Source organism: Streptococcus sp. DD10, from assembly GCF_001578805.1.
Lineage (GTDB): Bacteria > Bacillota > Bacilli > Lactobacillales > Streptococcaceae > Streptococcus.
In genome coordinates, this window is the sequence record NZ_KQ969157.1 from 412,804 (window position 1) to 424,982 (window position 12,179).

Sequence of the window (12,179 nt, forward strand, 5' to 3'; positions counted from 1 at the left end):
ACCCCTTGAAAACTTCTGCTAAATTCTCAGTCGTTTCATTTGTTACAACAACATTTCGTGCCCCAAATCGCTCAATATTTTCAACTAATATTTTTGATCGTTTCTTTGAAATCTCATTTGAGATTAGCAAACCTTGATTATTTAGATAAGCTAAAAGTTGCGTTGATTTCCCACCTGGTGCCGCAGCTAAATCTAAAATTTTCATTCCTGGAGTTGGTTTAGCAATTTGAGCCACCATCTGGGCAGCCGGTTCTTGAGAATAAATCAATCCAGTCGCATGCTCAGGCGATTTTCCGGAAATTTTTCCATAGTGTCCCCAAGGAGTATTCGGAATAGCATCAGGGAAATCATATTGTTTTTCTTTCAAGGGATTCACTCGGAAAGCAGCAATCGCCTCTTCATCAAAAGAGGCAAGAAAGTCTCTTGCCTCTCCACCTAGAATCGATTCATATTTTTCTATAAATGCAGTTGGTAAATTCATTATTCATCCTTTTTTATATACAACATAATTTCATTCATTTTTTCTTTTGGGACCATCATAATTTCCTCACGGTTGATAAAATCAGGCTTAGCACCACTTAAAGTCAGTACTAGATAACCAAGAGACTCTCCAAGGATGCTTGCTGCAGCATAATCCCATGGCGATAATGTTGAAAAATAAGCCCACAATCTACCTGAAAGAATATGAGAAAAAGAGATACCTGCACTTCCATACACCCGAAGACTTAGAGAGTGATCAACCAAATCAGCAATTCCCCTATAGTTTTTACGATACATTCCAGCGTTACTAGCAATTAGAGATTGCTGCATTTGTTTCTCTTTATTAAAAACAGGTAGTAACCGATTATTAACCATCGAAGGGAAATCTCCACCTCCATGATACAGAAGATTTTTTGTTACATCATAAATCAACCCAAAACGACCTACTCCACCTTCAAAATAAGCCACCATAATTGCAAAATCTTGCTTTTGAGTAATAAAATTAGCAGTGCCATCAATTGGGTCAATAACCCAAGTATTCCCCTCCCAAATGGAAGTCGTTAAATTGTTTTCTTCAGCCAAAATAGTATCTCCTGGAAACGAAGATTGTATCTCTTCCACCATCCTATTTTGTACATAGTTATCCATATTCGTAACCAAATCCGTCGGAGAAGACTTTTCCTCCACGATTAAATCATTATGAATATTTTCTAAAAGATAACTTCCAAGAGAAACTACCATCTTTTTTGCAAAGTTAAACTTAATTTCTAAGAGAGACATATTCCTTATCCTCCTTTCGAGCTATCTGAATAGCCTGGTATAGGGAATAACCACTAACTTTTTCGAACTCACGACCTAGCCGCTTTTCCTCTGCTATACTTGGAACCACCTGTTTAAACAATCTATAGGAATCCAAGAGTTGTGTTCGTTTTACTTTACCTTCATAAGCGGCTTCAATGTTGTTCAAAAAAGAAAGCACTGAAGCGATCTCTTCAGTGCTCCACGACAAATCAAGTGGGTAACTATATTTTTTATCCATTTTATTACTCTCTATTGAATTTCGGCACGTAATGTAGCCTGTTTTAATTCTTGTTTCCGATAATCACGTGGCAGAAATGCTCTAATCTCATCTTCATTAAACCCAATCTGCATTCTCTTTTTATCCAAAATAATTGGACGACGTAAGAGACTTGGATGTTCCTCAATCAATCGTATCAAGGATGATATTGGCATTTCCTCTACATCTATATTTAACTTTTGAAAGACCTTTGACCGTGTCGAGATAATATCATCTGTTCCATTCTCCGTCAAAGACAGAATATGGCGCAATTCATCTGTTGTTAAAGGACTTGTCATGATATTATGTTCCTTAAATGGGACTTCGTGATTTGTCAACCATGCTTTTGCCTTACGACAAGAGGTACAACTTGGAGATAAAAATAGCGTAATCATATCATTCTCTTCTGTCTATAAATTCTCTAATATCATTATATCACAATTTGCAAGGGTTTTCTATCTAAAATGTGAAATTTTTAAATTTAGTTTTTTTAAAAAAATTCACTTATAGAATTTTAAGAAAGTCTTGTTTTAACCTGTTTGTCAACGTTTTCCTTCTATTTAAAAATGTAAGAAATTGCTATATTTGAAACATCAAACTATCGTTAGAATTTAAATGTAAAAAGATTAGTACAAGTCTCGAAAAGAGAACCGTACCATACTTCTATACTGTTTTTCCAATGACCTCACTTTTTCTATCCAAGTGGTCCTTAAAGTAATCACATTATTCAGTATCGTAGCCGTGACGTGATGGTTTACAAATAAATATTTTTAACAATCACCTTACAAGTTATCAATAAAGATACTTAAAACCTTTATAGATACTACAAAAAAGTTACAGTTATTAACTTGATAAACTTAAAAAGGTTGGCTATATTAGCGGAGTTTTTTATCAATATGATAAAATATATTCGTATATTTTTGTTAAGAAAACTGATCCAGTCAACAAAGGAGAAACTTCAGAAAATACTAACACTTCTTCTAGTAATAAGTAGCATTTTGCTAAAGTGGGGGGAACCGTCATTTACGATGGTAGTTTTAATCCTGACGACAAAGGCTTAAAAGTAACTATTACAGAAGTGACAATTGATGAAAACATTCAGTTAAACTCAGAATATTCTTCTCACGATTTCACTGGCTATACTCCTGTAGTCATTAAAGCCACATTTGAAAACCCTACTGACAAATACATTGACACTACTGCCTTCAACATTTTAGACTCCGAGGGTGAAACTGGTCAATGGAATGCTTATCTTGAGGGAGTTAACACACTCGACCCAGATGGTCTTGCCCAGGGCAGAAATTCAATTCTGTAAGTGTTAACGGTATAAAAAATCCAGCGGTCTTTGATATTTTATATCAAGGAGTTACCTGGAAAATCAAAACCAAATAAAGAAAAATCCTCACATGCCATCCGCTTGGACGAGATGTGAGGATTTAGACTAGGTGGCATACCCTGTAGCTCCAATCAAAAGATTATGATCCACTTATATACTTTGAACGCTATTTTGTTCCTTAAATCGAACAGCCTTACTGACTAAATATTCGTTCATTAATGAAAATCACATCGGTGTTGCAATTACTTTAAGGTCAAAAATCTTCACTTTGATGCTTAAACAGTAGATAGAGAGAGTAACTATTCAAAATAATTCTTTCAATACAGTCATATAGACGCTGACGAATGATTATAGATACCAATAAATAAGCACTTTACCTCTCACTCCATCTGTCATACTTTGATCAGTCAATCGACTGACTGTAACGTACCACTTAAAGCAATCATGAAACGAGTGGGGCATTCCGACTCTAAGACAACCTTACAAATCTACACACACGTTACTCAAACTATGGAAAGCAATGTGGTCAGTTTGCTCAACAAAATAACTCGTTAAAAAAGTTTGCCCCCTCTATGCCCCTAGGCAGTATAAAAGCCCATCACACAGGCTAGAAAGCTGATATGACGGGCTTTTCCGTACACTATTATTTAACAGCGTCTTTAAGAGCTTTACCGGCTTTAAATGCTGGAACCTTAGATGCTGCAATTGTGATTTCTTTACCAGTTTGTGGGTTGCGACCTTTGCGAGCTGCACGTTCACGTACTTCAAAGTTACCAAAACCAATCAATTGAACTTTTTCTCCAGCTGCAAGAAACTCTTCGATTGAAGAAAATACTGCATCAACTGCTGCTGCTGAATCTTTTTTTGTCAATTCTGTAGCTTCCGCTACTTTTGCGATTAAATCTTGTTTATTTGCCATTATAACAAATCCTCCAAAAATTCTAATTAGTTAACAAATATAATCATATCCTAAAAACGCTTTTAGGTCAAGCAAGAAACTAAGTTTTCAAATATTTTTTACTTTTTTAGCTTAGTTATAACGAATTAAAATAGCCCAGGCATTTTCTCCTGTGTGAGTTTGAATAATAGAACCCGTCTCTAGTATCGAAATCTCTCTATTAACATATGGTTGCAGAAGTTCTTTCATCTCTTTAGCAAATGTTGAGACACCAGCATAGGAAATTCCAATCTCCGCAACATCTTTTCGTTCTAATTGTTGTGACAGATTATCCAACCACTTTTTAAACGTTTTTGTCCCTCGACCTTTAACGATTGGGATAAGTTCATGGTTTTTCATTTCCATAATAACTCTGATATTTAAAAGAGAGCTAAGAAGTCCTGTAACCCGTCCAATTCGGCCTCCTTTTACAAGATTCTCTAGGGTAGATACCCCAATATACAACTCCGTTTTTTCGTGAACTTCCTCAATTCTAGAAAGAATCGTTTCTAAATCTGCTCCTTCTTTTGCAAGTTTTGCTGCTTCTACAACTTGAAACTTCATTGCTTGATCCGTAAAACCACTATCGACAACTGTCACCTCGGCCTGTGCTAATGTTGCTCCTTGTCGTGCAGCTTCTACAGTCCCTGAGAGAGCCTGTGACATATGTATCGCAACAATCTGACTACCATCAGCAGCTAATTCTTCGAAAATTTCTGAAAAAACTCCAACAGGCGGTTGACTGGTTTTAGGCAAATTCTTGCTATTTCTCATCAAATCCAAAAATTGTCCCTCTGCTAAATCAGCATCTGAATACAGAACACCGTCAACCATAACAGAAAGAGGAACTACAGTAATCTCTAAATCCTTAACAACTTCCGGCTCAATAGTAACGGACGAGTCCGTAACAATTTTTATTTTCGTCATAACATTCCTACTTTATGAATTTTTTTCTGATTTATGATATCATAAATTATTATATTTCAATTATACCAAAAAAAATTAATTATGGGGAAAATATGCCAGTTCAGAATGATAATCCGAGTACAGCTCTTACTGAAATATTGAATACTATTAGTCATGGCTCTAGTTTTTTTCTAGCAACCGTCGGCTTTATCCTTCTTTTGATAAAAGGAGGAAGTCATCACCTTCTGCTTGAGATTTTTTCATATTTTATCTATAGCCTTTCTATTATTTTCATCTTTTTATTTTCAACGCTTTTTCACAATACCAAACAATTTAAGGATAGTGATGCACTAAATATTTTTAATCGTTCATCTATTTATTTACTTCTTAGCGGAACAGCAACCCCTTTCACACTCATTACTATACAAGGCATACAAGGAATTAGCTTATTTGTGATAATCTGGATTTTGGCTATCATTGGAATTGTAATTAAAGCATATTCTAAGCAGATTACTCATAAAAATATTATTGAAATTTTCCTATATACCTTGATAGTCCTCTCCTATCTGTCCATGATTGGAATGTTGCACAGTCGTTTACACCATTTTGGCATCTACCTCGTGTTATTAGGTGGTTTCATCTATGGCAGTTCAGCCATGGCCTATCGATTAAAGTTTAATAACTGCCAAGCCATTGGACAATCATTATCACTTTTAGCTTCTATTTTCATTTGGTTTGCAATTTACCTATACGTATAAAAGGGCCAGGATTCTGATAATTAGAATCCTAGCCCTTTTGCATTCTATTTATAGAAGTTGAACTTTTGCACCAGCTTCTTAAATTATTTAATAGTATTCCCCTTGACGGTAATCCCAAGAGTTAAAGGTGTCTGACAAGTGCATCATAATCTTATCAATGTCAAGCCCTTTACGGATAACAACTGGTGCTGGTGAAGTTGAACGTGCGCCTCCTTGTTCAGGCACAAGCTTACCGTCTTTATCAACCATCGATACCATGACCCCTTGCTCGTAGCGAGTTTCGATAGTTTTGTCTGGTTGGATAGACGCTACATAGTCATCTGCTTCGATAACCAAATCCACTGCGCCTTCGATGCGTTCTCCAATTCCTTCAACTTTTCCACGGTTTCCTTTTCCAGATGGGTTAGCTGATGAGGCATAAACCATCTTGCCTTCTTCCCATAGTTTAGCTGCTAATTGCTCACCAGCTTTACCAAACTTGATGACAAAACAGCTGGTTCCACGCACATCTGTCATGAGTTCTTCACGACCATCACCATAGGCTTTGAGTTTTTCAAAGGCTTCTGGTTTCCATGGAAGGATACAACCAAGAAGAATATCTTCATCCCAATGTTTTTGGTAAAAAGCTTCAATCTCTGGATTGAGTTGCGCCAAGGCACGAAGTTCATCCATGCTTCCACAAAGCACTACACCTGGTTTATTACGATTGCGTTCTTTAGCTTCAAATTTCCGTTCTAATCCAGCCTTGTCACTGGTCATGATAATGTAACCAACCTTGGTTGGGCAGACAATACAGCCACCTTCACCTTGTAAAATCTCGTATCCTGCTTGTGAAAGGGTTCCGTCCCATTGAATGTGTTTTGTCATGCTAATTCCTCTTCTATTCTTATTTCATTTAGTGTATCAGAAAATAGCTTGTTTTTCAAGTATTTTCTGAAAATTCATAATGTTTTATACTTTTATTGCCAGTAGGATGGGCGATTGGCTTCATACTGGGCAATCAAGTCTTCATACTGAAGCGTAATCCCAATATCATCCAAACCATTTAAGAGCTTGTACTTCCACTCTCCATCAATATCGAAATTGAATATTCCAACTGGTGAAATGATTTTTTGTTGTTCCAAGTCCACGGTTACCTGATCAGTTGGTTTCAACTGGGCAAGTTTCTCTCTAACCTCTCTAGGTTGAACAATGGGCAACATGCCATTATTGAGCTCATTATTGTAATGAATGTCGCCAAAAGATCCTGCAATCACAACCTTGAAACCATAGTCAGCCAAAGCCCAAGCAGCATGTTCTCTCGATGATCCTGCGCCAAAATTATCCCCTGTGATGAGAATACTGGCATTACGATATTCAGCCCTGTTGAAGACAAAGTCGGGGTCCTCAGTGTACTGATCGTCCAGATAACGCCAAGCATACATAAGGTATTTGCCAAAACCTTTTTTATCAATTAGCTTAAGAAACTGCTTGGGTAGGATTTGGTCGGTGTCGATGTTATCATTCATGAGAGGAACGGTTGTTCCCGTATAAATTGTAAATTTCTCCATATCCTCTCCTTATTGGGCCTCTGGCATTTGTCGAACATCTACGAAGCGTCCTGCGATAGCTGCTGCTGCTGCCATTGCTGGACTACAGAGATGGGTCTTAGCACCAAAACCCTGTCTGTCTTCAAAATTGCGGTTGCTGGTTGAGGCACAGTGGACACCATCAGGTACTTTATCTGGATTCATTCCAAGACACATTGAGCAACCTGGATCTCTCCACTCAAATCCCGCATCCATAAAAATCTTATCAAGACCAATTTTTTCAGCTGCTCGTTTCACCGGTCGTGATCCTGGTACAACGATAGCAGTAAGATTCGGTGCAATTTTTTTCCCTTTAACAAACTTTGCTGCCAACTTCAAATCACTTAATCTAGCGTTAGTGCAGGAGCCAATAAAAATATAACCTAATTCAATATCTGCTGCCATTTGTCCAGGGGATGTTCCCATATAACGATAAGCACGCTCATCATTCATATCCTTAACTTCTGGAAAAGGTGTATCAAAGTCTACTCCCATAGATGGGTTAGTCCCCCAGGTCACCATTGGAGCCAATTCAGAGACATCCATACGGATAATCTTATCATACTCGGCATCATCATCACTGATGAGTGTCTTCCAATCGGCTACGGCAGATTCAAAATCTTTAGGCACACACTCTCGACCACGCATATAATCAAATGTAGTTTGATCTGGATTCATGATTCCCATTTTTGATCCAAACTCAATTGACATGTTACAAATAGTCATGCGTTCTTCCATAGTCAAACGGTCAATAGCTTCACCACGGTACTCCACAACATAGCCCACACCACAAGCAACCCCATATTTAGCAATTAAGGCCAAAATATAATCTTTGGAATAAACTCCTTTTTGAGGCTTCCCAGTGAATTCTACCAACATCTTTTTAGGCTTGACTTGCCAAAGTGTTTGTGTCGCAAAGACATGTTCGACCTCGCTGGTGCCAATACCAAAGGCTATAGCTCCAAAGGCACCATGAGTAGCTGTATGGCTATCTCCACAGACAATAAATTTGCCTGGTTGCGTACGACCTGTTTCGGGACCAACCATGTGAACAATACCTTGATTTTCAGAGCCATGGGCGGCATGGTCTATTCCAAATTCGATAACATTATCTGCTAATTTGTCAATTTGTGCCTTAGAAATCACATCTCGAATATCATATATATTAACAGTTGGGACATTGTGGTCAAACGTTCCATAAGTTAAATCCGGACGACGTACTTTACGACCAGTATCTCTTAATCCCTGAAAAGCTTGGGGACTGGTTACTTCATGGATATAGTGTTGATCTACATACATGAGCTGGGGTTGTCCTTCTTTACCAGTGATAACATGCCTTAGCCATAATTTATCAAAAATTGATTTCCCACTCACATCAATCCCTCCAAATCCAGTAAATTAAAATAAAGTCAATTAATATGCTTAAGTACCAAGAAAGTTGGAAATACCATTTACGAATTTTATGCCGAAACAAGTGTCCTGCTAAAAAAGCACCAACTCCTCCACCTAAAAAAGTGAATAGTAACAACTGTTTCTCAGATATACGGTACTGATTCTTAACTGCTTTTCGTTTATCCCATCCATAAAAACAAAAACTGACTATATTTAAACCTAATAAAATAATGAATATTGCTTCTCTCATAAATTTTCAATAATAGCTGCTGTCATTTCAGCAGTCGAAGTCTGACCACCCAAATCACGTGTCAAGATACCTTGATTCAAGGTCTTATCAACAGCATTTTCAATCAATTCTGCCCCTTCAGTTTCATTGAAACTTTCACGCAACATCATAGCTACTGACAAAATCATTGAAATTGGATTGGCAATCCCTTGACCAGCGATGTCTGGTGCTGAACCATGGATTGGTTCATAAAGACTCGGACCATTTTCAGAATGACTGGCAGACGGCATAACACCAAGAGTTCCTGGAAGAACACTTGATTCATCAGACAAGATATCTCCAAAAAGGTTTTCTGTCACAACCACGTCAAAACGAGCTGGGTTAGTAATCATAATCATTGCAGCACTATCAACGAGCTGGTGTTCGAGGGTTACATCTGGAAACTCCAAAGAAACTTCATCAGCAACCTTACGCCATAATTTAGAAGTTGCCAAGACATTTTGTTTATCAATGCTAGTGACCTTTTTGCCACGACCTTGGGCAATCTTGAAGGCACGTCTCATGAGACGACGAATCTCATCGGCTGAATAATCATTGATATCACGAGCCTTATCTTCTTCCAAAATATGCTCACCAAAGTAAATACCACCTGTAAGCTCACGGACAACGACAAAATCTACACCTTCAATACGCTCAGGTTTAAGAGGTGACAAGTGTTTCAAAGCATCAAAGATGCGAACAGGACGAATATTAGCAAAGAGATTCAACTCTTTACGAATGGCCAAGAGTCCTTGTTCGGGACGAACTGGCGCATTGTCATATTTAGGTTCACCAATTGCAGCCAAGAGGATAGCATCTGCTGATTTAGCAGCATCCAAGGTTGATTTAGGAAGTGGATGACCTTCAGCATCAATACCAGCACCACCAAATGGTTTAGCATCAATGTCATAATCAAATCCAATTTTTGAAGCTACTTTTTCAAGAACTTCAAGACCTGCTGCCATAATCTCAGGTCCAATTCCATCACCTGAAAGTGTTACAATTTTCTTTGTCATGTTTAACTCCTCTTTGGCTTATGGAAGGTCACGATAAGAAACCTTACGTGCCATCTCACCAGCATTTTCTTTTTGAACCAATGTATTAGCATTGATATAAGCAATTGCTGATGCTTTCAAGACGTCAAAGTCCAAACCAGATGCATTGAAAATAGTATCTGTATCTACATTTTCGACAGTTACAAGTACACGAGCTTGCGCATCAATACCATCAGTTACAGCGTCAATATTATAAGAAGTCAAGCGAACTGTTTGGTTGAAGAATTTATCAATAGCATTGAAAATAGCTTCAACTGACCCTTGGCCATTAGCCAAGAATTCAACAGTTTCACCGTCTTCATTAGACAAGCTAACCGCTGCGGTAATTGTTTCATCGGCATTAGTTGTCAAACGAAGATCTTCGAAGTGGAAGCCTTCTGGATTTTCAACGTTAGTCCCAGCCACAAGTGCACGAATATCTGCATCGGTAATATCATGTTTTTTATCAGCCAAGACTTTAAATTTAGCGAAGAGTGGTTTGATATCTTCTTCAACAAAGTCAAGCTCAAGTTCTTTCAATTTTTCAATAAAGGCATGACGACCTGACAACTTACCAAGTGGAAGAGAACTCTTCTTAACCCCAACCAACTCTGGTGTAATAATTTCATAAGTAAGAGGATTTTTAAGGAAACCATCTTGGTGGATACCAGATTCATGAGAGAAGGCATTTCCACCAACAACAGCTTTATTCTTAGGAATAGCAATACCTGAATAGCGAGATACAAGTTCAGCAGTATTAACTGTTTCATTAAGAACGATATCACTTGTTGCTTGGTAATAGTCTTCACGGATATTAAGAGCTACTGCCACTTCTTCAAGTGCTGCATTACCCGCACGTTCACCGATACCATTAACAGTACCTTCAACACGACCAGCACCATTTTTTATAGCTGCAAGAGTGTTAGCTACGGCCATACCAAGGTCATTGTGACAATGAGGACTAAAGATAATTTCGCGATCTGATTTAACATTTTCAATAAGGTATTTGAAAATATGACCAAACTCTTCTGGAGTTGTAAAACCAACCGTGTCAGGAATATTAATATATGTTGCACCTGCATCGACCGCTGTTTGAACAACTTCCAAGAGATAGTCGAGCTCCGTACGAGTAGCATCCTCAGGCGAAAACTCAACAACATCGAAACGTTCACGCGCATAAGTCACATGTTCTTTGATGATTTCAAGAATTTCTTCTTTTGATTTCTTCAATTTGAACTCACGGTGAATTGGGCTTGTTGCGATAAAAACGTGACATTGTGGGAATTTAGCATCCTTAATAGCTTCGTAACAAGCATCAATATCAGACTTTACCGAACGTGCCAAGCCAGAAACAGCTGTTGTAGTCATGGCAGCTGAAATTTGTTTTACCGCCTCAAATGAATCTGGGCTAGCTGCAGGGAAACCTGCTTCAATAGAAGAAATTCCCCATTTTTCTAGTTGCTTAGCAATGGCAACTTTTTCTTTGATTGAAAAGTTAACACCTGGTGTTTGTTCCCCATCACGAAGACTTGTATCAAGAAATTCCACTTTACGCATAGACAATCCTCTTTCTAAAAGTAAAAACGATAGTAGTAAAAAAACATCTCACTCGGAAACCCAAGCGAGATGTTTTTTTACCTCCCGCTTGGTAAGCCAAACAGGACTAATGCTTTTGCACTAGCCCGAATACCTCAACAACAAAGCAAATTGAACAAACTTAGCTGTATTCATGTTTGACTTCCTCCACTCAAATGCCCATCTATAAAATAAAGAACGAATTAGGGGAAGAACATCCATTAGGAAAACTTCCTTTTCTATTTCTCTCTATTTTTTGATAAGTCATAATTTGATATTTCTTGTCTAGTATTTTAGCATATTCAAACAATGCTGTCAACACAAAAATCTTTATTTTCTGAATTTTCCGTTAGTTCAGTTAATTTCAAATTCATTATATGTATATAAAAGTATCAACACTTCCAATTCGTTAAAATTCGTCCATTATAAATTATCCCTCAAATATAATCAGGAACAAAACAAGAAAAATCTTGCTCCGCAAATCATCTTGTACAGACTGGAAAAGCATCTGGTCTTCAATAAACAAGCAAGACGGAACTATTGCTTCTCCAAAGTTCCGGCATACAAAGCCGCCTTGATTTTATTCATACTTTTAAGACAAAGATAACTTCTCAACTATTTAAAGTGAATGGAGTTTTTCCAACTTTTAATGGACTAAACTTTTAAACAATTTTTTCACATTTACATTAAATCCTCTTTAGCCTTTTTGATTTGCCATTTAACCTGGTCAAAACCAGTTCCACCAAGGGAATGACGACGTTCAACAGCCGTATGAGATTTAAGTGTCTCATAGATGTCCTCTTCAATTAGGTCTGAAACTTCTTGATAACGTTCGAGAGGAACATCCTGAAGGTAATAACCAGCTTTG

General features: G+C 37.6%; 14 protein-coding genes and 2 pseudogenes. 3 read left to right on the forward strand and 13 right to left on the reverse strand.

Features of this window, described 5'->3' with window-relative positions; translation table 11 throughout:
• From STRDD10_RS01795 to STRDD10_RS01810, 4 genes and pseudogenes are all read right to left on the reverse strand, one after another.
• Positions 1-481, reverse strand: a pseudogene (locus tag STRDD10_RS01795) (RsmF rRNA methyltransferase first C-terminal domain-containing protein); the annotation flags it as partial.
• A complete protein-coding gene (locus STRDD10_RS01800; RefSeq protein WP_067192622.1) occupies positions 481-1,260 on the reverse strand; it encodes an inositol monophosphatase family protein in 780 nt (259 codons plus the stop codon). The gene STRDD10_RS01800 and the pseudogene STRDD10_RS01795, both read right to left, overlap by 1 nt.
• The gene (locus tag STRDD10_RS01805; RefSeq protein ID WP_067192624.1) at positions 1,241-1,519 is read right to left on the reverse strand and encodes a UPF0223 family protein; all 279 of its coding nucleotides are present in this window, start codon (positions 1,517-1,519) and stop codon (positions 1,241-1,243) included. The genes STRDD10_RS01800 and STRDD10_RS01805 overlap by 20 nt, the downstream gene beginning before the upstream one ends.
• A gap of 11 nt (positions 1,520-1,530) precedes the next feature.
• Positions 1,531-1,932, reverse strand: coding sequence for a Spx/MgsR family RNA polymerase-binding regulatory protein (locus STRDD10_RS01810; RefSeq protein WP_067192626.1), 402 nt, complete (start codon positions 1,930-1,932; stop codon positions 1,531-1,533).
• Between the two features lie 611 nt (positions 1,933-2,543).
• On the opposite strand from STRDD10_RS01810, the gene STRDD10_RS01815 reads away from it, so the two are divergent.
• Both STRDD10_RS01815 and STRDD10_RS11840 read left to right on the forward strand, forming a co-directional pair.
• A complete protein-coding gene (locus tag STRDD10_RS01815; protein WP_067192627.1) occupies positions 2,544-2,852 on the forward strand; it encodes a hypothetical protein in 309 nt (102 codons plus the stop codon).
• A gap of 381 nt (positions 2,853-3,233) precedes the next feature.
• Positions 3,234-3,428: a tyrosine-type recombinase/integrase gene (locus STRDD10_RS11840; protein ID WP_443031081.1), complete on the forward strand. Its 195-nt coding sequence runs from the start codon at positions 3,234-3,236 to the stop codon at positions 3,426-3,428.
• An 88-nt stretch (positions 3,429-3,516) separates the two neighbouring features.
• On the opposite strand, the gene STRDD10_RS01820 is transcribed toward STRDD10_RS11840, so the two are convergent.
• Both STRDD10_RS01820 and STRDD10_RS01825 read right to left on the reverse strand, forming a co-directional pair.
• Entirely contained in the window at positions 3,517-3,792 is a 276-nt protein-coding gene (locus STRDD10_RS01820; protein WP_067192629.1) for an HU family DNA-binding protein, read from the reverse strand.
• Positions 3,793-3,903: 111 nt separating this feature from the next.
• Positions 3,904-4,737: a DegV family protein gene (locus STRDD10_RS01825; protein ID WP_067192631.1), complete on the reverse strand. Its 834-nt coding sequence runs from the start codon at positions 4,735-4,737 to the stop codon at positions 3,904-3,906.
• A gap of 92 nt (positions 4,738-4,829) precedes the next feature.
• Here STRDD10_RS01825 and trhA point away from each other — a divergent pair, with 92 nt between their 5' ends.
• Positions 4,830-5,474 (forward strand): PAQR family membrane homeostasis protein TrhA, encoded by a 645-nt coding sequence (trhA, locus tag STRDD10_RS01830; RefSeq protein ID WP_067192633.1) that lies wholly within the window; start codon positions 4,830-4,832, stop codon positions 5,472-5,474.
• 87 nt (positions 5,475-5,561) lie between these two features.
• Here trhA and STRDD10_RS01835 read toward each other — a convergent pair whose 3' ends face one another.
• The 7 genes and pseudogenes from STRDD10_RS01835 to STRDD10_RS11415 form a co-directional block, all read right to left on the reverse strand.
• Complete coding sequence (locus STRDD10_RS01835) at positions 5,562-6,341, reverse strand: L-threonylcarbamoyladenylate synthase (protein ID WP_067192635.1); 780 nt, start codon at positions 6,339-6,341, stop codon at positions 5,562-5,564.
• A gap of 92 nt (positions 6,342-6,433) precedes the next feature.
• A complete protein-coding gene (gene leuD, locus STRDD10_RS01840; protein ID WP_067192637.1) occupies positions 6,434-7,024 on the reverse strand; it encodes a 3-isopropylmalate dehydratase small subunit in 591 nt (196 codons plus the stop codon).
• A 9-nt stretch (positions 7,025-7,033) separates the two neighbouring features.
• A complete protein-coding gene (gene leuC, locus STRDD10_RS01845; RefSeq protein ID WP_067192638.1) occupies positions 7,034-8,416 on the reverse strand; it encodes a 3-isopropylmalate dehydratase large subunit in 1,383 nt (460 codons plus the stop codon).
• Between the two features lies 1 nt (position 8,417).
• Entirely contained in the window at positions 8,418-8,684 is a 267-nt protein-coding gene (locus STRDD10_RS01850) for a DUF1294 domain-containing protein (RefSeq protein WP_067192640.1), read from the reverse strand.
• On the reverse strand, positions 8,681-9,718 hold the full coding sequence (gene leuB, locus STRDD10_RS01855) for a 3-isopropylmalate dehydrogenase (protein ID WP_067192642.1): 1,038 nt from the start codon (positions 9,716-9,718) through the stop codon (positions 8,681-8,683). Before leuB ends, STRDD10_RS01850 begins: the two co-directional genes overlap by 4 nt.
• A gap of 18 nt (positions 9,719-9,736) precedes the next feature.
• Positions 9,737-11,293 (reverse strand): 2-isopropylmalate synthase, encoded by a 1,557-nt coding sequence (locus tag STRDD10_RS01860; protein WP_067192643.1) that lies wholly within the window; start codon positions 11,291-11,293, stop codon positions 9,737-9,739.
• 699 nt (positions 11,294-11,992) lie between these two features.
• Positions 11,993-12,179 (reverse strand): annotated as a pseudogene (locus STRDD10_RS11415) (argininosuccinate lyase); the annotation flags it as partial.